Source organism: Pseudomonas fortuita (assembly GCF_026898135.2).
Taxonomy (GTDB): domain Bacteria; phylum Pseudomonadota; class Gammaproteobacteria; order Pseudomonadales; family Pseudomonadaceae; genus Aquipseudomonas; species Aquipseudomonas fortuita.
Genome location: NZ_CP114035.2, coordinates 2,833,276 through 2,851,283 on the forward strand (window position 1 = coordinate 2,833,276; position 18,008 = coordinate 2,851,283).

At 63.7% G+C, this 18,008-nt stretch carries 20 protein-coding genes; 8 read left to right on the top strand and 12 right to left on the bottom strand.

Annotated elements, in window-relative coordinates; translation table 11 throughout:
• Positions 1–4 precede the first annotated feature (4 nt).
• Together OZ911_RS13045 and OZ911_RS13050 are read right to left on the bottom strand one after the other, a co-directional pair.
• Positions 5–598 (bottom strand): eCIS core domain-containing protein, encoded by a 594-nt coding sequence (locus OZ911_RS13045; RefSeq protein ID WP_016486524.1) that lies wholly within the window; start codon positions 596–598, stop codon positions 5–7.
• The gene (locus tag OZ911_RS13050) at positions 585–1,148 is read right to left on the bottom strand and encodes a TetR/AcrR family transcriptional regulator (protein ID WP_023049133.1); all 564 of its coding nucleotides are present in this window, start codon (positions 1,146–1,148) and stop codon (positions 585–587) included. Before OZ911_RS13050 ends, OZ911_RS13045 begins: the two co-directional genes overlap by 14 nt.
• An 89-nt stretch (positions 1,149–1,237) precedes the next feature.
• Between OZ911_RS13050 and OZ911_RS13055 the strand changes: the two genes are divergently transcribed.
• Entirely contained in the window at positions 1,238–1,969 is a 732-nt protein-coding gene (locus OZ911_RS13055) for an SDR family oxidoreductase (protein ID WP_070086510.1), read from the top strand.
• Between the two features lie 29 nt (positions 1,970–1,998).
• Entirely contained in the window at positions 1,999–2,613 is a 615-nt protein-coding gene (locus tag OZ911_RS13060; protein ID WP_023049132.1) for a 2-hydroxychromene-2-carboxylate isomerase, read from the top strand.
• Here the strand turns inward: OZ911_RS13060 and OZ911_RS13065 are convergent.
• From OZ911_RS13065 to OZ911_RS13085, 5 genes are all read right to left on the bottom strand, one after another.
• The gene (locus OZ911_RS13065) at positions 2,586–2,885 is read right to left on the bottom strand and encodes a DUF7693 family protein (RefSeq protein ID WP_023049131.1); all 300 of its coding nucleotides are present in this window, start codon (positions 2,883–2,885) and stop codon (positions 2,586–2,588) included. The two genes, OZ911_RS13060 and OZ911_RS13065, sit on opposite strands and share 28 nt — an antisense overlap.
• 2 nt (positions 2,886–2,887) lie before the next feature.
• Positions 2,888–3,433, bottom strand: a complete 546-nt coding sequence (locus OZ911_RS13070; RefSeq protein WP_016486529.1) for a cupin domain-containing protein — start codon at positions 3,431–3,433, stop codon at positions 2,888–2,890.
• Between the two features lie 81 nt (positions 3,434–3,514).
• Positions 3,515–4,720 carry an MFS transporter gene (locus tag OZ911_RS13075; protein WP_016486530.1) on the bottom strand — a complete coding sequence of 402 codons (1,206 nt, stop codon included), beginning with the start codon at positions 4,718–4,720 and terminating at the stop codon, positions 3,515–3,517.
• Positions 4,721–4,804: 84 nt separating this feature from the next.
• Positions 4,805–5,338, bottom strand: a complete 534-nt coding sequence (locus tag OZ911_RS13080) for a cytochrome b (protein WP_016486531.1) — start codon at positions 5,336–5,338, stop codon at positions 4,805–4,807.
• Positions 5,335–6,387: a catalase family peroxidase gene (locus OZ911_RS13085; RefSeq protein ID WP_070086509.1), complete on the bottom strand. Its 1,053-nt coding sequence runs from the start codon at positions 6,385–6,387 to the stop codon at positions 5,335–5,337. The genes OZ911_RS13080 and OZ911_RS13085 overlap by 4 nt, the downstream gene beginning before the upstream one ends.
• Before the next feature lie 123 nt (positions 6,388–6,510).
• Between OZ911_RS13085 and OZ911_RS13090 the strand changes: the two genes are divergently transcribed.
• Complete coding sequence (locus OZ911_RS13090) at positions 6,511–7,032, top strand: sigma-70 family RNA polymerase sigma factor (protein WP_024717967.1); 522 nt, start codon at positions 6,511–6,513, stop codon at positions 7,030–7,032.
• Positions 7,029–7,781: an anti-sigma factor family protein gene (locus OZ911_RS13095; RefSeq protein ID WP_060516626.1), complete on the top strand. Its 753-nt coding sequence runs from the start codon at positions 7,029–7,031 to the stop codon at positions 7,779–7,781. Before OZ911_RS13090 ends, OZ911_RS13095 begins: the two co-directional genes overlap by 4 nt.
• A gap of 331 nt (positions 7,782–8,112) precedes the next feature.
• On the opposite strand, the gene xthA is transcribed toward OZ911_RS13095, so the two are convergent.
• Positions 8,113–8,925 carry an exodeoxyribonuclease III gene (gene xthA, locus OZ911_RS13100; protein WP_023048437.1) on the bottom strand — a complete coding sequence of 271 codons (813 nt, stop codon included), beginning with the start codon at positions 8,923–8,925 and terminating at the stop codon, positions 8,113–8,115.
• Positions 8,926–9,087: 162 nt separating this feature from the next.
• Between xthA and OZ911_RS13105 the strand changes: the two genes are divergently transcribed.
• Genes OZ911_RS13105 through OZ911_RS13115 form a run of 3 tightly spaced genes read left to right on the top strand, consistent with a single transcriptional unit; the run spans position 9,088 to position 15,204 of the window.
• Positions 9,088–9,738: a GNAT family N-acetyltransferase gene (locus OZ911_RS13105; protein WP_016486536.1), complete on the top strand. Its 651-nt coding sequence runs from the start codon at positions 9,088–9,090 to the stop codon at positions 9,736–9,738.
• Positions 9,739–9,790: 52 nt separating this feature from the next.
• Entirely contained in the window at positions 9,791–11,533 is a 1,743-nt protein-coding gene (locus tag OZ911_RS13110; RefSeq protein WP_023048436.1) for an autotransporter assembly complex protein TamA, read from the top strand.
• The gene (locus OZ911_RS13115) at positions 11,530–15,204 is read left to right on the top strand and encodes a translocation/assembly module TamB domain-containing protein (protein WP_070086508.1); all 3,675 of its coding nucleotides are present in this window, start codon (positions 11,530–11,532) and stop codon (positions 15,202–15,204) included. The genes OZ911_RS13110 and OZ911_RS13115 overlap by 4 nt, the downstream gene beginning before the upstream one ends.
• A 19-nt stretch (positions 15,205–15,223) precedes the next feature.
• On the opposite strand, the gene OZ911_RS13120 is transcribed toward OZ911_RS13115, so the two are convergent.
• The 4 genes from OZ911_RS13120 to OZ911_RS13135 form a co-directional block, all read right to left on the bottom strand.
• Entirely contained in the window at positions 15,224–15,778 is a 555-nt protein-coding gene (locus tag OZ911_RS13120) for a DUF2589 domain-containing protein (RefSeq protein WP_016486539.1), read from the bottom strand.
• 73 nt (positions 15,779–15,851) lie between these two features.
• Entirely contained in the window at positions 15,852–16,499 is a 648-nt protein-coding gene (locus OZ911_RS13125; RefSeq protein ID WP_016486540.1) for a DUF2589 domain-containing protein, read from the bottom strand.
• Between the two features lie 63 nt (positions 16,500–16,562).
• Positions 16,563–16,943, bottom strand: coding sequence for a Mor transcription activator family protein (locus OZ911_RS13130; RefSeq protein WP_016486541.1), 381 nt, complete (start codon positions 16,941–16,943; stop codon positions 16,563–16,565).
• A gap of 250 nt (positions 16,944–17,193) precedes the next feature.
• Positions 17,194–17,652 carry a hypothetical protein gene (locus OZ911_RS13135; protein ID WP_023049269.1) on the bottom strand — a complete coding sequence of 153 codons (459 nt, stop codon included), beginning with the start codon at positions 17,650–17,652 and terminating at the stop codon, positions 17,194–17,196.
• Positions 17,653–17,802: 150 nt separating this feature from the next.
• Here OZ911_RS13135 and OZ911_RS13140 point away from each other — a divergent pair, with 150 nt between their 5' ends.
• Positions 17,803–17,991 carry a hypothetical protein gene (locus OZ911_RS13140; protein WP_003248064.1) on the top strand — a complete coding sequence of 63 codons (189 nt, stop codon included), beginning with the start codon at positions 17,803–17,805 and terminating at the stop codon, positions 17,989–17,991.
• The last annotated feature ends 17 nt before the right edge of the window (positions 17,992–18,008 follow it).

Here is an 18,008-nt window from a genome sequence, read left to right on the forward strand (position 1 = left end):
ATTTCTACCTGGCTTGGCCTGAAGCGCGTTCGCGCAAAGCCTTGCCGACCTCGGCCTCGATCTTGTAGGCCGGCGCTTCGAGGTCGTCATAGTTGCGCGTATAGCGCCGGGCAAATTCCTCCACCCCCAGCGCCTGATACTGCTGCACATGCTTGAGCTCGTGAGCCCACAGGGCCACGTTGTCCTCGGCGTCGCCGGCCCGGCGGAAGATGATCGTGTCGATCAGCGTCACGGCGTTTACATCGGGGTTCTGCAGTAACGCGTTGGCTGCGCTCATCTGCTGTTCGTCACCCACCCGGAAGCGCGCCGCATCGAGCACGGCAAAGTCGTACCAGGGTTCGAGTTGCGCACGGATATGCAGCGGGATCGGCTCGACGCCGCTGGCGGTGGCCTCATCCCTGGCCTGGCGCAAGGCGAACGTCAGGCTGGACGAGGCCATCACCTCCACATCCTTGAGAATCTGACCGGCTTGCCCCGGGTCAATCGGCGCACAAAAACAGCCCATCAGGCACACTTGGTATTGCCCGGGCGGGCACGCTTGTTCGGCAAGCGCGGGCACCGTCAGCGTCAGGCCCAGCAGCAGGCTAATCCGCTTCATGCAGGGCCTTTTCGACAAACTGGCGGCTTGCATCCAGCACCTGCGATTGCACCCCTTCAGTGGCCAGCATGCGCCCGATCATCAACGCACCCACGCATTGGCTGATCAGCACCCAGGCCAGTTGATCATCCTCCAATGTCGCGCTCCAGGCCTGGTGCAGTTCGACCAGCCAGTGCTCAGCCTCTTCGCGCACCGGCGTTGCGGCCCGGGCGATTTCCACACCCAGCGGCGGGAGCGGGCAGCCGCTTTCGGGATTGTGCAGGTGGGCCAGGCTCAGGTACTGCTGCAGACAGCGGCCCAGGCGTTCGCGGCTGGCGCCCTGGTTGGCCAGGCGGGCCAGCGGGCTGTTGCGCAGCTCCTGGCGCACCACCTCGGTAAACAGGTCGTCCTTGGAGGGGAAGTGATTGTAAAAGGCGCCGCCGGTCAGGCCAATCGCCTTCATCAGCCCGGCCACCCCGGTACTGGCAAAGCCCCCGCGTTTGGCCAGCGCGCCGCTGCTGCTCAGCAACCGTTCACGGGTCTGCTGCTTGTGTTCGTTGGAGTAACGCATTCAATTGCCTCTGCAGGCGGGCTTGACGATGACGGTGATCATAACATAGCGTTCGTTTACTAAACGATCATTTACCAATGGAGGCAAGCATGCCAGAACAACAAAAAGTCGTGTTGGTGATCGGTGCGGGCGATGCCACGGGTGGCGAGATTGCCAAGCGCTTTGCCCGTGAGGGCTACATTGCCTGCGTCACGCGGCGTCAGGCTGACAAGCTGCAACCGCTGCTGGAGGAAATACGTGCCGCTGGCGGCCAGGCCCACGGCTTTGGCTCCGATGCGCGCAAAGAGCAGGAGGTGGCGGCGTTGGTCGAGACTATCGAGCGTGATATCGGCCCGATCGACGTGTTTGTCTTCAATATCGGCGCCAATGTGCCCTGCAGTATTCTGGAGGAAACCCCGCGCAAGTACTTCAAGATCTGGGAAATGGCCTGCTTTGCCGGTTTTCTCACGGCGCAAGCGGTTGCCCGGCGCATGGTCCGGCGTGAGCGCGGCACGATCCTGTTCACCGGCGCCACCGCAGGCACCCGCGGTGCGGCGGGTTTCGCGGCTTTCGCCGGGGCAAAGCATGGCTTGCGCGCTCTGGCCCAGAGCATGGCACGTGAGCTGGGGCCGCGGAATATCCATGTCGCGCACGTAGTGGTGGACGGTGCCATCGACACCGCTTTCATCCGCGACAGCTTTCCCGAGCGCTATGCCCTCAAGGACCAGGATGGCATCCTCGACCCGGCGCACATTGCCGACAGCTACTGGTTCCTGCACGCCCAGCCACGAGACGCCTGGACTTTCGAGCTGGACCTGCGCCCCTGGATGGAACGCTGGTAAGCCCCTATCACCAAGCAAGGACTGTCACCATGAACAAGACTGTCGATTTCTTTTTTGACCTGGGCAGCCCGGCCAGCTACCTGGCCTGGACTCAATTGCCAGGCCTGTGTGCCCGCCAGGGGGCTACGCTGCACTTGCGGCCAATGCTGCTGGGCGGGGTTTTCCAGGCTACCGGCAATGCTTCGCCGGCCATGGTCCCGGCCAAGGGGCGCTACATGTTCACGGACCTGGCACGCTTTGCCGCGCGCTATGGGGTACCGTTCGGGCTGCCGCTGGGGTTTCCGGTCAATACCTTGACCTTGATGCGCGGGGTCATGGGTACCCAGTTGCGCGCGCCGGAGCAGTTGGAGTCGTTGCTGTCGGCGCTGTTCAATGGGCTGTGGGTGCAGCGGCGCAACCTGAGCGATAGCGCGGTTCTGGACGAAACACTGAGCCAGGCAGGGTTCGATCCGCAGGCTTTTCATGCGCTGGCGGCCGACGGCGAAGTAAAAGCAGCGCTCAAGCAGGCGACCGAGGTGGCAGTGGAGCGCGGGGTGTTTGGCGCGCCGACCTGCTTTGTCGGTGAGGCAATGTTCTTTGGGCAGGACCGTCTGGACTTTGTCGAGGAAGCGTTAAGTCAGGGTGCCAGCAGCTTTTCGAGCTGAGTGCGTTCCCACAGGCTCAGCAGGTCGACCGGGTTGGTGCCGTAGCGCTGCCACTCCTCGATCCCGGCCTGATGGCCGTCGGGGCAGCGGCAACTGATGCAATGGGCAAGGCCTTCGGTATCCACGGCCAGTGCCAATTGCCAACCCTGGATGTCGACATCGACCAGGCCGCCATCGCGGCGTGCACTCACCTGCAGGTGATGCACGCCAAGTGCAGCGTTACGCAGGCTCTGGTAAATGGCCCGGGTGTTCAGCGAACCGCTGCGCGTCAAGGTCAGAAATTCGCCGGCGTGTTTGCGCTGATAATCTCGGCCTCGTCCGGGCCGATGTTTTTGAAGCTGTGCGGCAGGGTAGTGGGGATGTAGTAGCCGTCGCCCGAGTTGAGCACGCTGACTTGGCCATCGACCCAAAGCTCCACGGTGCCGCGGGTGACCAGGCCACATTCTTCGCCCTCGGCATGCACGATCGGCTCGCCCGAATCCGCACCCGGTGCATACAGTTCGCGCAGCATGCGCATCTGCCGGCCTTCGACACTGGCACCAACCAGCAGCATGCGCAGGCCGTTGCGGCCCAGGTCTGGCTGCTCGGCGCCCCGGAAGACAAAGCGTTCTTCGCGCACCGGCTCGTCGAAACTGAAGAACTCCGCGAGGCTCATGGGAATGCCTTCGAGCAGTTTTTTCAGGGAACTGACCGAAGGGCTGACGCGGTTCTGCTCGATCTGCGAGATCGTCGAATTGGTCAGCCCGCTGCGGCGGGCCAGTTCCCGTTGGGAGAGGTTGTTGCGTTCACGCACCAGTTTGAGTCGCGTCCCCGTGTCCATAGCCGCCTTGTAATCAGAGGTGTAAAAAATAATGAGCGACGCGCATTAAAACACACTCTGCACGCTTGCGCGCTGTGCTTCTCAGACACGCTGGTCGCGCGGCATCGGCCATAGCCCGACCAGCAGCAACAGGGCGGCCACGGCCAGGAATGGCAGGCGCGGATCAAGGGCATAAACCAGGGTGCCAGCCAGCGGGCCGATCACCGCCCCCATGCCTTGGGCCGCACCAATGGAACCGGCTGTGGCGCCCTGCTCGGAGGCGTGCATGGCGTTAGCCGCCAGCGCAGAAAAGGACGGGAAGACAAAGCCCATGCCCGCTGCCGCGATGAAATAGCAGCCCCATAGCGCAGGTGCGGTGGTGGCGAGCGAGCCGCAGGCAAAGCCCAGGGCTGAGACCGTGGCGCCTGTGCGGATCATTTTCAGTGGCGGCCATTCCAGTTTGCGCAGCAATACCTGTGACAGCATCAATGCCACGCCCACCGTGGTCAATGCGATGCCGGCGGCCTGGGCGGCCTCTGCAGGGCCCAGGTGCAGGCGGTCAATGGCGAAGAAACCGACGATGATCTGCGACACGGTGACACTGAGCATGGCGCTGAATGCTACCAGCAGGGGCCGGCGCAGGCGTGGGTCGTTCAAACGCACTGGGCTCGGGGCATGGTTGTGAGGCAGCGCCTGCGGCTTGAGGGTGAACAACAGCACGAGAAAGGCACTGGCCGGCAGCAGCGACATGATATGAAAAGGCAGGCTCAGACTATGCCTGGCCAACAGCGCCGCCAGCGCCGGCCCCACCACCAGGCCGACAGCGTTGGCCGCCCCCAGCGAGGCCATGGCCCGAGCACGACGCTGCGGCTCGACATGGTCGGCGATCAGCGCATTGCAACCTACCGGGATAGCCGCATAGAAGGCACCGATGCAGCCGCGTGCGACCATCAGGCCGATGAACGCTGCGGTCGCCCCCGGCAGCCAGCGCAGCGCGCCTTCCACAAACAGGCATAGCAGCCAATAAGCCAGAGTAAAACCGGCGGTGCCCAGCAGCAGAACGCGCCGGCGCCCCAGGCGGTCTGCCGCCCGGCCCCAGGGCCGCGCCAGCAGCACCCACACCACGCCGGCCACAGTCACGGCGGCACCCGCCTGCCAGGTGGCCATGCCGAGCTGGCGGGCAATCGGGCCGATCAGGGCGACGAAGGCCATCATCGACATGGTACAGGCCATGTTGGCCAGCAGCAGCGGACGCAAGTCCAGGGTGCTGGCAGGTTTAAGGGTTGCAGGATCCTTTGCGACGTTCATTGGGCAGTCCAGGGCAGTAAGGCAATAGAAACCGATATTATTAAGAATTGTTATCGATTGTCGAACGGCCCGGGCTATTGCAATTCATTCGCTGCGGCGCAGGGGGCCAGGCCACATGCTACGCAACACACCGTCGCGGCGCACCCATGCGTGCATCAAGGCTGCCGCCACATGCACCAGCACGGTGGCGAACAGCAGGTAGCCGGCCCAGCCGTGTGCCATGCGCAGCACGGCATACAGTTGCAAGTTGTGCGGGGCGATGGCCGGCAAGCCCAGCGGGCGAGGGTAGTCGCCCGCTGACAGCATTGCCCAGCCCAGTAGCGGCATGGCTAGCATCAGGCCATAGAGCAGCAGGTGCGATGCCCCGGCGGCCCAGCGCTGCAGGGTGGGCAGGTCTCGCGGCAAGGGTGGGTGAGGCACGGCCAGGCGCACCCCGATACGCAGCACGACCAGCACCAGCAGTGCCAGGCCGGTGGCCTTGTGCAGCCCGATGAGTACAGGGTGGCGTAGCGACAGGTCTGCAACCATGCTCACGCCAATGAACAGCATGGCCAGGATCAGCACGGCCATCAGCCAGTGCAGCAGGCGGGCGAAAGGGTGGAAGGCTTCGGGTTTCATGGGTGGGCTCCGGTGCTGAGCGATTCACGGCTGCGGCGGTTGAACGATTCCGAGTAGGCAGCCGAACGGGCGGCGAGGATGGGGTCGGCAGATGCCTCTATGCCTCGGGGGAGGATCAACGGGTCGAAGTTGAGGTCGCGGCATGCCCCCTGTTCGGGGGCGTCGACCTGTTCCAGCACCAGGGTGCCGGCGTCTACGCTGCGCCGTTCGGCAGGCCAGGGCCGGGCAGGGTCGTCCACAGCATCGCCGGGTTCAGCCAGCACCAGACGAAGCGTCCAGCGTAACGGGCCCTGGGCCAGGCGTTGCTGCAGGTCGTGTTGCAGAAACTGTTTGTCATCAATCTGGGTGGGCAGCGCGGCAAACGCGGTTTGTGGCTCAAGCTGCCAGCGCACCGGGTGGCGGGCGCCGCTTGCATCTATCAGCTGAAAGGCATTGATGCTGTGGTATTGGGTGCTGGCGAAGCTGTTGCTGGGCTTGTAGCCCGCCGCCCACTGGCGAAACGCTGCGCTTTCCGGGTGGGCTGCGAAGAACGCCTGCATGCTGGCGGGGTTCGGTTTGCCGGTGGCCGGGTCTGGCGTACTCGCCAGTACTTGCTCGTAGAACCCTTGCGGGGTGCTTATCGCCAGCACAGGCGGGGTGTTCATGCCGGTGCGCCAGACCTGCCCGTCGTCGGTGCTCAGCTGAATGGCCAGGCTGCGTACGGGTATGCTTGTGTCCGGGGCATACGGGTTGGCGCCGCCAATGGCGAAGCGGCCGATCACCGGGACACGCGCCTGGCTGAATACGCGCGCCGTGGACAGGTTGGCGGCCTGCCCGCTGGCCTGGAAGTAGCCACTGACACACAGGCCCTTGGCGTGGTTCTTGCGGTAGCCTGGGTAGTGCCCGGCTTGGGCCTCGAAGGTGTCAATGATGCGCTGTGGTGTCAGCCGGGTTTCGCCAAGCCAGCCGGCGGCATAGGCAAAGCCGGCACCTGCGGCCAGCATCACGGCGCCGATGGCAGCCAGGCGCAAGGCTTTCGCCGGGCCGTGCAAAGGTGAGTTCATGGTCATCGTCCGGTTTGGTGAATGTGCCAGTACGACGGGGCAGGGAAAAATTTATTCCATCGACGGGAATAGAATTTCCTGGTGGGCGTCTGCCTTTACAATGACTACTTCAAAGGCCGGGACTTTGCCATGCATGATCTGGACGACCACCAGTGGCGCGAGCTGCTGGCCCGCCTGCGCCGTTTTGCCGTGTGGCTGACCCGCGAGCCGGGCAGCGCCGATGACCTGGTGCAGGCTACGGTCGAGCGGGCCCTGAGCCGACGTGACCAGCAACGCGATGCCGAGGCGCTGCGGGCTTGGCTGTTTACCATCCTCTATCGGCTTTTCCTTGACGGTAAGCGTCGCGACCGCCTGCATGCGCGCTGGCTGTCGTGGTTCGGCCGTGCCGAGAGCGAGGAGGAGCCGCTCGGGGCCAACCTTGAGGCGATTGTCCTGGCCCAGGCCGACTTGCAGGCATTTGCCCGGCTGACGGCCGAACAGCGCGCCTTGTTGCTGCTTATCAGCATCGAAGGCTTGAGTTACAAGGAAGCTGCCCAGGCCTTGGGCATCCCCATCGGCACTGTGATGTCGCGCCTGTCGCGCGCCCGCAGTGCCTTGCGCGAACTGACCGAGGGCAACCCTCAGCCCCCGGCCTTGCGGAGACTGAAATGACGCGTCTGATCCCCAGCGAAGACGAATTGCACGCTTACGTCGATGAGCGCCTGGCGCCTGCGCGCCGGGCCGAAGTGCAGGCCTGGCTGGCGGCCAACCCGCAGGCTGCGGCACGGGTAGAGGGCTGGCGCGCCGATGCCCGCCGGTTGCGTACGGCGCTGGCCGGGTTTGGCGAACTGCCCGGGGCGGCGCAGCTGGACCTTGGGCAGTTGCGTCGGCAATTGCGCCAGCGTCGGCAGCGGCGCTGGGCCACCGCGGCGGTGGTCGTGCTGGCATTGGGCGTCGGAGGGCTGGGCGGCTGGCAGGTGCGCGATGCGTCCCTGGCACGAGCCGACCAGCCCATGGCCGATGCTGTCCAGGCGCACCGGTTGTTTGCCGCCAGCGAGGCGCTGGATATCCAGGCCAGTGATCCAGGGCAGTTGCGCGACTGGTTGGGGCGGCATTTCAGCCGCGTTGGGCAATTGCCGGACCTGGCGGGCTATGGCTTCAAACCGGTGGGGGCGCGCTTGCTCAGCAACGAGCAGGGGCCGGCGGCGCTGCTGGTGTTTGAAGATGGCAAGGGCCAGCGCATCAGCCTGTTCCTGCGCTCACCGGGCGAGCTTTATCGGCGCATGCCAGACGGGCAGCGGGTTGATGGCCAGCTGGAGGCGCGGTACTGGTCGCATGGGGCTTACAACTTCGCCTTGGTCAGCGCGGCGGACGATGCGCGTGGGGCCGGGGTGGGGGAGGCGTTGCGGTTGGGGTTGTGAGTGCTCGCCATAACAATTTCAGCGCCTGTGCGATCGAGCGCCGCCCGCGCGGCGCTTCGCGGGGCAAGCCCGCTCCCACATTTGTTGCAACGTACCGAACCTGTCAGGCCATGGTTGTCAGCCTTGTTGGCTTGACGCAATTTCCTGGCTGGCGCTGCCGCCCCCCACCCATCTCAAGCCATGCACCAAGGCTGACCACGCCGTTTCCATAGGCATGGCCATGTTGCAACAAATGTGGGAGCGGGCTTGCCCCGCGAAGCGCCGCCCGCGCGGCGCTCGGTCTAACCGGCACTACAAGCCCCAAGGCGTGTACCTTGGGCCCACACCAGAATCAGCTCAACTCCAACCAGATCGGCGCATGGTCCGAGGGCTTTTCCATGCCACGCAGTTCATAGTCCACGCCCGCTGCCTTGATGCGCGGCACCAGGTGCTGCGAGGCCATGATCAGGTCGATGCGCAGGCCACGTTTGGGATCGTCCTCGAAACCCCGGCTGCGGTAGTCGAACCAGCTGAAACGGTCGGTCACGTCGGGGTGCAGGTGGCGGAAGCTGTCAACCAGGCCCCAGCCTTTCAAGCGCTCCATCCACTCACGCTCTTCAGGCAGGAAACTGCACTTGCCAGTCTTCAGCCAGCGCTTGGCATTGTCTGGGCCGATGCCGATATCGCAGTCCTGCGGCGAGATGTTCATGTCACCCATTACCAGCAGTGGCTGGTCGTTGCGGAACTGGCCTTCCAGCAGTGCCTGCAGGTCGCTGTAGAAACGCTGCTTGGCCGGGAATTTGGTGGGGTGGTCGCGGCTTTCGCCCTGGGGGAAATAGCCGTTCATGATGGTGATCGGGTTGCCATCTGCATCGGCGAAGGTGCCCCAGATGAAGCGGCGCTGGGCCTCTTCTTCATCGGTGGCAAAGCCTTTGTGCAGGCTCAATGGAGCCTGGCGCGACAGTAGAGCCACGCCGTAGTGGCCTTTCTGGCCGTGGTAGTGCACGTGGTAACCCAGCGCCTGCACGTAGGCCAGCGGAAACTGATCGTCGCTGACCTTGGTTTCCTGCAGGCCGATCACGTCCGGCTGGTGCTTTTCGATGAGCGCTGCCAGCTGATGCGGGCGTGCTCGCAGGCCGTTGATGTTGAAACAGACGATCTTCATGGAAAGACAATCCCGGTAAAAGGCGGGATGCTAGCCGACATCGCCCCACATCACCAGCGTGGCGGCCTCCGGCCCCTGCTGCTAACGTGCTGTAGGGGGTGAACGAAGCGCGGTGGTGCACCTCCAAGGCAATGTACGCCCATTCCAGGAGGTCTGCCCGCAATGCCCGAAACCACTGCCGCCCCGGCTCAAGTCTGCCTGCTTGATGATGGCTATAGCCGCGAAGCGCGTTCGCTGCTGTACAACGCCTACCGCCACGAACCCACCTTCGCCTATATCTTCGAAGCCCAGCGCCCGGGGTATGAGCGACGCTTGCGGGTAATGGTGCGCGAATGGGTGCGCCAGCATTTCTACCTGCAATTACCTGCCATCGGCTTGCTGGTGGACGACCGCCTGATTGCCATGGCCCTGATCGTGCCGCCGGTGCGCCGGTTGGGCGTTGCCGACAGCTGGGCCTGGCGCCTGCGCATGATCCTCGGCACTGGCCTGCGCTGCACGCGGCGTTACATGGACTACCAGGCCGCCCTGGCCACCTGCCTGCCCACCGATCAGGTGCATGTGTTGCCACTGCTGGGGGTACATCCGCAATTTCAGGGCAAGCATTACGGGGAGCAATTGTTACAAGCCGTGCACGACTGGTGCGCGGATCAACCAGGCACCCAGGGCGTAGTGCTCGACACCGGCAATGAGCATTACCTGGCCTTTTACCAGCGCCAGGGCTATGAAGAAATTGGTGAGGTCGCCGTAGGACCGATCCGGGAACGGGTGTTCTTCCATCCCAATCCAGTCTCTTCAACGTCCACTTTTGCCTGAACATCCCGCCAGGCGGCTCCCTTGAGCGCCTGGCTCTGGTAGCATTTGCCGCATGACGTATTCAGGAAGATTGACCTGGGGCCTGGTTTTCTGGGCCGCCAGTTTCGCAGCATGGGGCCAGAGCGAGTTGCTGGTGAAGGTAAAACCAGCCAACAAGGCGCTCAAGGCCAATGTCGAAGGCTATATAGGCACCCTTGGTGACCGCGATGAAGAAGCATTGTTACGCTTCAGTCGCGGGGCAGAGGAGCAGGCGCGCAAAGCCGCGCAGGCACTTGGCTACTACCAGGCGCAGATCGACAGCGAGGTCAAGCCGCCCAGAGATGCAGACCATTCCCCGCAACTGGTCATCAGCATCAACCCGGGCGAGCCGATTCGCCTGCGCAACGTGACCGTGCGTATCGAAGGCCCGGCCAGCGAAATGAAGGCCTTTCGCATGCCCGACAGCCGGGCGCTGCGCGCAGGCGAACAGCTCAACCACGGCCATTACGAAGATGCCAAGCGGCTGATCCAGAACCAGGCGTCGCGCTACGGCTTTTTCAGCGGCCGCTTCAGCCGTCAGCGCCTTGCGGTCGACCCGCAGGCCGGTGTGGCCGATATCGAACTGGTCTACCAGAGTGGCCCGCGCTATCGCCTGGGCGCCGTCACCTTCGGCGGCGACACGCCGCTGGACGACGACCTGCTGCAGCGCATGGTGTCGTTCAAGCCAGGCACGCCCTACGACTCGGAACTGATCGCCGAACTGAACAATGACCTGCAATCGAGCGGCTATTTCGAAGGCGTACGGGTGGATGCGGCGCCCACTGCTGCCGTGGGTGAAGAAATCCCGGTGGATGTCCGCCTGGAAACCCGCAAACCACGCACCATGGGGCTGGGTCTGGGCTTCTCGACCGACGTCGGTCCGCGTGGCAAGGCCAACTGGACCCGCCATTGGGTCAACCCGCAGGGCCACAGTTACGGTTGGGAAACCGAGCTGTCCGCCCCCCGACAGAACGTTGGCCTGTGGTATGACATCCCCCTCGACCCGCCACTGACCGACAAGCTGCGCTTTGCCGGTGGTTACCAGAACGAGGAGCTGGCAGGTACCGATACACTCAGCAAACTGCTGACAGTGGGCCCAGAGTGGCACAGCAAGCTGCCCAGCGGCTGGCAGCGGGTCATTTCGCTCAAGTACCAGCGCGAGGAGTATCGCCTGGGTGACGATTCCGGGCTGAGCAACCTGCTGATGCCTGGCGTGAGCTATTCGTTTCTGCGCAGTGACAATCGCATCGATCCGCACAACGGCTACCGCCTGCAGTTCGATGTACAAGGGGCCAAGGAAGGGCTGGTTTCCGACACCAACCTGTTGCACGGCAACGTACTGCTCAAGGGCTTGACCACGCTTGGCCACAACCACCGCCTTCTGGGGCGCGTGCAGTTCGGTGGCAGTGCCACCAACGGCTTCAAGAACAACATTCCGCCGTCGCTGCGCTTCTTCGCCGGTGGCGACCAGAGCGTGCGTGGCTATGACTACCAGACCCTGTCACCGAAGAACAGCGATGGCGACCGCATCGGCGGGCGCTACCTGGTAGCCGGCAGTGTCGAGTACCAGTATTCGCTGACTCAAAAGTGGCGGATCGCGACGTTTGTCGATCAGGGGAACTCGTTCAACAACCTTGAGCTACCCAGCCTAAAGACCGGTGTCGGTTTTGGCGTGCGCTGGGTATCGCCGGTCGGGCCGTTGCGACTCGACCTGGCCAAGGCGCTGGATGACGAAGGGGGCATTCGCCTGCACTTTTCCATGGGGCCTGAGTTGTGAAACGCGTGATCAAGTACATTCTGCTGGGCCTGCTAGGTGTGGTCGCGAGCCTGGGCGTAGGGCTGGGCCTGTTGCTGGGTACCGAAGCGGGCAGCCGCTGGACGCTGGGCAAAGTGCCAGGGCTTGAGGTGGCTGATTTCCAGGGCCGCTTGGCGGGCAGCTGGCAGGCCAGCGTGCTGCGCTGGGCCGATGGTGGCAATACGGTAGAGGTGCAGGCACCGCTATTCGCCTGGTCGCCTGCCTGTCTGATGCGCGCCACTCTGTGCATCGACCAGTTGCAGGCACAACGCATTGACATGGCCTTTGCGCCAAGTGCCGAGCCGGCCGACAGCGGCCCGCTGCAGTTGCCAGCGCTGCGCTTGCCGCTGGCCATCGAGCTGGGCGAAGTCAAGGTCGGCCAGCTGCGGCTGGATGGCAGCGACCTGCTGGGTGATCTGCAACTGGCGGCGCACTGGACCGGCACCGGGATGCACATCGACAGCCTGCACCTGCAGCGCGATGAGCTGCAACTGGACCTGCAGGGCGACCTGCAGCCCGAAGGTGACTGGCCATTGCAACTCCAGGGGCAGCTGCAACTGCCCGCCGTAGACGGCAAAGCCTGGCAGCTGGCGCTGACGGCAACCGGAGAATTACAAAAGACCCTGAAACTTGCCGGCACCAGCCGTGGTTATCTCGACGCCACGCTGAGCGGGCAGTTGCAAGCGTTGGCCGAGCATCTGCCGGCGACCCTGCAGATTCGTTCAGAGGCGTTCAAACCGGCGGGCTCGTTGCCCGATACGTTGCAGTTGAATCAGCTCGTGCTTGATGCCAAGGGCGATCTGTTCAAGGGCTATCAACTGTCGGGAACGGCCAACCTGCCGGCTGAACAGTCGCCGATCGCGTTGGCGCTGTCCGGGTTGGTCGACAGCAAAGGCGCCAGGCTCGATGCCCTTGACCTGACTGCCAGCGACACCCAGCGCGTGAAACTGCAGGCCACGACCGACTGGCAGCAAGGCCTGACCGCCGATGCGCAGCTGGACTGGCAGGACTTCCCGTGGTTGCGGCTGTACCCGCTGGAGGCGCCGCCCGAGGTCACCCTCAAGCGCTTCAGTACCCAGGTGCATTATCGCGATGGCAATTACCAGGGCACCTTCAAAGGCGACCTGGACGGCCCGGCAGGGGCGTTCAGCCTGGCCAGCCCGTTCGAAGGTGACCTGACCCAGGTGAAACTGCCGCAACTGGCGCTGACCGCCGGGCAAGGCAAGGCTGCCGGCAGTGTGGCCGTGCGTTTTGCCGACACTTTGGCTTGGGATGTCGACTTGCAGCTTTCGGCGCTCGACCCGGCGTATTGGCTGGCGGAGCTGCCGGGCACCTTGGCGGGGCCGCTGCGCAGCAAAGGCGAGATGAAGGGCGAGGTGCTCACCCTTGATGCCCAACTTGACCTCAAAGGCCGCCTGCGCGGCCAGCCGGCAGTGCTCAAGGCCGAAGCGCAGGGGGCAGGGCAGAGCTGGACCCTCGGCGCCCTGGCGATCCAGCTGGGTGACAACCGTATCAACGGCAGTGGCAGCTTGCAGCAGCGCCTGGCCGGGCGAATCGACCTTGACCTGCCGCGCCTGGGCCAGCTGTGGCCAAGGCTGCAGGGCCAGGTCAAGGGCCGGCTGGATGTTGCCGGCACCTTGCAGGCTCCGCAAGGCACGCTGACCTTGCAGGGCCAGCGCTTGGCCCAGGCCGAAAACCGGCTGCAACAGCTGGACCTGGATGCCCGCCTGGACAACGCCCAGCGCGGTGTGATCGAGCTAAAGGCCACTGGCATTCACCTGGGCGACACGGCATTGGGCACGCTGCAGGCCAACGGCAAAGGCGACATTCGCCAGCAAGCCTTGACCCTGGCGCTGGATGGCCCGCAGCTCAAGCTTGACCTCGGTCTGGATGGCCAGTTGAGCAAGGGTGACTGGCGTGGCCGCCTCGCGAGTGGGCGTATCCAGGCCGGTGGCCAGGATTGGCGGCTGCAATCGCCGGCACGCCTGCAGCGCCTGGCCAGCGGCCAGCTGGACTTCGGTGCCCATTGCTGGCGCTCTGGCCAGGCCAGCCTTTGTGGTGACGACCAGCGGCTGGCGCCCGAGCCGCGCTTGCGTTACCACCTCAAGCAGTTCCCGCTGGACAGCCTTGCACAGTGGCTGCCAAAAGACTTCGCCTGGCAGGGCCTGCTCAATGCGGATATCAATCTGGACATCCCGGCCAGCGGCCCCAAAGGCACCATTGTCATTGATGCCAGTGGCGGCACGCTGCGTGTGCGCGACAAGGGCCGTTGGGTCGATTTCCCCTATCAGGCCCTGCGTGTCGACAGCACGTTGGCGCCACGGCGTATCGATACCCGCCTGGCCTTCCGTGGAGAGCGCCTGGGCGAGCTCAACGTCAATACGCGCCTCGACCCGCTGGGCAAGAACAAGCCGTTGTCAGGTGATTTCCGCCTAGCCGGGCTGGACCTGTCAGTGGCGCGCCCGTTCGTGCCGATGGTCGAACGCCTGGCCGGGCAGCTCAACGGCAGTGGCCGGCTTTCAGGGACCTTGCTGACACCACAGGTCAACGGCAACCTGATGCTCAGCGGCGGTGAAGTGAGTGGCGCCGAGTTGCCGGCCAGCCTTGAGGACCTGTCGTTGCAGGCGCTGATCGCCGGCGAGCAGGTGCAACTCAATGGCAACTGGCGCAGCGGCGATGCAGGGCGGGGCCAGTTGAGTGGCAACCTCACGTGGGGCCAGGCGCTGGGCATGGACCTGCGCCTGCAAGGCCAGCAACTGCCAGTCACGGTTGAGCCCTATGCAACGCTGGAGGTCGCCCCGGACCTGACCTTGCGCCTGATCGACGACAAACTGGCGGTTACCGGCAAGGTGCAGGTACCCAAAGGCAAGATCACCGTGCGTGAACTGCCGCCGTCAACCGTGAAGGTATCGGATGACACGGTAATCGTTGGTCATCAGACCGAAGAGGGCAAACCGCCCATGGCGATGGCCATGGACATCGATGTCGAAGTGGGCCGCGACAAGTTGTCGTTCAGCGGCTTTGGGCTCACTGCCAACCTGCTCGGCCACGTACATATAGGCGACAACCTCGATACCCGTGGCGAGCTGAGCCTGGCCGACGGCCGTTACCGTGCCTACGGCCAGCGCCTGACCATCCGCCGCGCGCGCTTGCTGTTTGCCGGCCCGATCGATCAGCCCTACCTGGACATCGAAGCCATACGCACGGTCGATGACGTGATTGCCGGTATCCGCCTGAGCGGCAGTGCCGAGCAACCCACGACCAAGGTGTTTTCGGAACCGGCCATGAGCCAGGAGCAGGCGCTGTCGTACCTCGTGCTGGGGCGGCCTCTGGGCAACGCTGGCGAGGACAACAACATGCTTGCCGAGGCAGCGTTGGGCCTGGGGCTGGCTGGCAGCGCCGGCATCACCGGCAGCCTGGCATCGAGCCTGGGCATCGACGACTTCCAGCTGGACACCGAAGGCTCGGGCAACACCACCAGCGTGGTCGCCAGCGGCAACATCACCGAGAAGCTGAGCCTGCGTTACGGCGTGGGTGTGTTCGAACCCGCCAACACCATCGCGTTGCGTTACAAGCTGAGCAAGAAGGTGTACCTGGAAGCCGCCAGCGGGCTGGCCAGCTCACTGGACATCTTCTACAAGCGCGATTTCTGAAGCGGTGCCGGGGCGGCCGTCAACGGACGGTGGCCGCCTCGATAAATTCATTGGTATCGGGTGAGGGCTGCGGATCAGGGGCACGTACCGGGACGATCAGGTTGGTGTATTCGTCTATCAGCCGGTTCAGGGCTTCCGGCGGTTCGCTGGCCTGGAACTGCATGCGGATCTGTACTTCGTCAGGGTCACGGCTTTCGCCCTGACGGCCTTGACCGCCGATGGTGACCTTGAAGCTTGCAGTCTTGTTCTCGCTTGCGGTCTGCAGTGCCTGTTGCGCTTCGGTCCCTTTAACCCGTACCGAGAGGTCGACCTGCATTCGCTCCAGGGCCAGGCCCTTGGGCGATACCAAGGCAAACAGGGGGACGCGCATGATGTGTTGCCCATCCATGGCCACCTCGACCATCTTGGCTTTCATGGGGGCGCCCAAGGCGTCGCTGTCGCACTCGAAGAACTGGTCGAACAGGTTGATGTACTGTTGTGCAATCAGGCTGTTGGTGGCGCTGGCGGCTTCTTGCAGGCCACGGGTGATCTCACGCAGGTCAATGGAGGTCATCGGGGCAGGGGGCTTGTTCATGGGTTCGACTCCTCAGGCCAGGTGTGCCCCCCGGCGCTGGCCAGGGGGGCTGTTTTGCGGGGCAGGGAGCGTCTCAAGCAGTACCGGTAGTTACATCGGCAGCAGGACCTTTCAAGGTATCGGCCTGGGAAATCTCGTCCTGGCTTTTCAGTTCGGCGGTTCTGACCACCGTTGGCTTGGTTGCCGCATCGGTCAGGAACTCGATCACCCTCATCATTGCTTCAGGCGGCTCCTGGCGCTTGAGCGTGGTATTGAAGGCGTAGCGGGCGCGGGTGTCGGTCTTGCGGGTTTGTGTGGACTTATGGCTGACGCTGCCTTTCACATTCAGCCTGAATGGCCCCCAGCCCAAAGAGCCGGTCAGATCGGCACTCATGTCCTTGCTGGAAGTGTCTTCCGACATCTGGTTGATGACCAGTTCGAACTCGACATTGCCTTCCTCGATGGAAATGTTCGGGTGCGTGATGGCCGCAAGCAGCGGCACCTTCATGGTCTTGCTGACCACACCTTTGTATTCACCCTGTTCGTCGACGATGGTTTCGTCGTAGTCGAACTGGATGGCGACGGCCTTGCCGTCCTGCACGCACACCTGCATCAGGAAGTCGGCGTATGACTTGCTCGCAGTAACCTGTGCCTGGACCATGGCCTGCAGGGGACCTGCGATCATGCGATCCATTGGCAAGGCGTTGATCACGGATCCGATGAGGCTGTTGTCTATCGACATGCTTGATTGCTCTTGTTGTTGAAGGGAAAAGTGGCCACCTGTGGCGGCCTAACGGGTTGGCCGTCAGCGGGCGTAGTTCTCCTGACGGCGGATGTTGCCGATCTGACGCAAGCTCAGACCGTACTTGTTCGCCAGCAGGCTGCGTGAAAGGCCATCGGCGCTTTCCTTCTGGATCTGCTGGTTACGCAACTGGCGCAGAAAGTGGTCAGCCTTGGGGATTTCCAGGGCTACCCCGGCAAAGCGTTTGATCAATGCGTCGAGCGCCTCGGCTGGCAGCACGTCGGCCAGCTTGGTGCGTTCGCGGTACTTGGGGATGTATTTGGGCCTGCCGCCGTAGGCGCAGGTCAACTGGTAGGCGTTGTCGATGCCGATACAGTCGACCAGGGCCTGCAGCGAATGGGGCAGTTGGCTGATATCGATGAGGCTCAAGTCTGGTAATTCCATATGGCGCTCCTTCTGGATGGGGGGATGTGCGACCCGATCACCAGCGGCGTTATGTCGACGGTGTGAGCAAATTCTGTGTGACAGCCACCGCGCGTCGCTAGGCGACATATGGGGTGCGGTTTGTAGCCTCGGTGAACAGGGATTGCAGGCAGCGATATCCTGCGGTGTAGGACGTGTCTTCAGCATGTGGCTGTGGCGGTTGATTACCCATAAGGGCGCTACGCTCATCGAGTGATGGGGCGGGGTACCCTCAGTTGCAGGGGTAACTGCTCAGCAGGCTGGCGCTGCGCAGGTAGGCCTGGGGGGAGGCGAGCATGCTTTCTGGCAGCGTCCGCCAGTCGACCACCAGGCACAAGGCATGCAGTGGCTGGCCGCCGCGCTGACCGATGACCGTGTCGGAAAAACTGCGGCGATACAGCGCCTGGGTCTGGTGCAGCGGTTGCACATGATCGGCTTGGGCCAAGGTCAGCCGCGCCAGTTCAGGCAACAGGGCCATGGGGGCGCTGAAGTGCAGCGGCGCGCCTTGAGCCTGCAGGTAGCCGGCCTGGCGCACGCGCTGCCACAGTTGTTGCCACTGGCTGGCGCCGGCATGGCGCTCCAGGTCGCGGCCAAGCTCAAGCAGTTGCGCCGCCTTTACTTCGCGGGTGTCCAGCGCGTGAAGGGAAAGCGGGGTCAGAATCAGGGACGCGAACAGCAGGGGTTTGTACATGGTGCCTCCGGCATGGGTGCTTGAAGCCCCATGCTTTCAGGCAGTCGCCACCCTACCCAGCAGGAAATGCAGCGCCGGGCCCTGTGGGCGTTGTATCATTGGCGCGGCTCGTTGCGAGCCATTTGCCCCTGATGTTGCAAGGAACTTTCGATGACACACGTGCAGCGCCTTAAATATTCCCTTCTGATCATCCTGGTGGTACTAGGCCTGATGCTGGGCCTGTCCCACCTGCAGAAGCAGGGCACGATCAGTGAGCAGACCTTTCAGATGCTGGCCATCGCCATCGCTGTGGTGGTCGTGGTGATCAACGGCATCCTGCGGCGCAAGGTCAAACCCTGACCCCTGCGGGCCGGCCA

Coding starts and splice junctions, on each gene's coding strand:
- OZ911_RS13045 (WP_016486524.1), bottom strand. CDS start 598: ATGAAGCGGATTAGCCTGCTGCTGGGCCTGACGCTGACGGTGCCCGCG.
- OZ911_RS13050 (WP_023049133.1), bottom strand. CDS start 1,148: ATGCGTTACTCCAACGAACACAAGCAGCAGACCCGTGAACGGTTGCTG.
- OZ911_RS13055 (WP_070086510.1), top strand. CDS start 1,238: ATGCCAGAACAACAAAAAGTCGTGTTGGTGATCGGTGCGGGCGATGCC.
- OZ911_RS13060 (WP_023049132.1), top strand. CDS start 1,999: ATGAACAAGACTGTCGATTTCTTTTTTGACCTGGGCAGCCCGGCCAGC.
- OZ911_RS13070 (WP_016486529.1), bottom strand. CDS start 3,433: ATGGACACGGGGACGCGACTCAAACTGGTGCGTGAACGCAACAACCTC.
- OZ911_RS13075 (WP_016486530.1), bottom strand. CDS start 4,720: ATGAACGTCGCAAAGGATCCTGCAACCCTTAAACCTGCCAGCACCCTG.
- OZ911_RS13080 (WP_016486531.1), bottom strand. CDS start 5,338: ATGAAACCCGAAGCCTTCCACCCTTTCGCCCGCCTGCTGCACTGGCTG.
- OZ911_RS13085 (WP_070086509.1), bottom strand. CDS start 6,387: ATGACCATGAACTCACCTTTGCACGGCCCGGCGAAAGCCTTGCGCCTG.
- OZ911_RS13090 (WP_024717967.1), top strand. CDS start 6,511: ATGCATGATCTGGACGACCACCAGTGGCGCGAGCTGCTGGCCCGCCTG.
- OZ911_RS13095 (WP_060516626.1), top strand. CDS start 7,029: ATGACGCGTCTGATCCCCAGCGAAGACGAATTGCACGCTTACGTCGAT.
- xthA (WP_023048437.1), bottom strand. CDS start 8,925: ATGAAGATCGTCTGTTTCAACATCAACGGCCTGCGAGCACGCCCGCAT.
- OZ911_RS13105 (WP_016486536.1), top strand. CDS start 9,088: ATGCCCGAAACCACTGCCGCCCCGGCTCAAGTCTGCCTGCTTGATGAT.
- OZ911_RS13110 (WP_023048436.1), top strand. CDS start 9,791: ATGACGTATTCAGGAAGATTGACCTGGGGCCTGGTTTTCTGGGCCGCC.
- OZ911_RS13120 (WP_016486539.1), bottom strand. CDS start 15,778: ATGAACAAGCCCCCTGCCCCGATGACCTCCATTGACCTGCGTGAGATC.
- OZ911_RS13125 (WP_016486540.1), bottom strand. CDS start 16,499: ATGTCGATAGACAACAGCCTCATCGGATCCGTGATCAACGCCTTGCCA.
- OZ911_RS13130 (WP_016486541.1), bottom strand. CDS start 16,943: ATGGAATTACCAGACTTGAGCCTCATCGATATCAGCCAACTGCCCCAT.
- OZ911_RS13135 (WP_023049269.1), bottom strand. CDS start 17,652: ATGTACAAACCCCTGCTGTTCGCGTCCCTGATTCTGACCCCGCTTTCC.
- OZ911_RS13140 (WP_003248064.1), top strand. CDS start 17,803: ATGACACACGTGCAGCGCCTTAAATATTCCCTTCTGATCATCCTGGTG.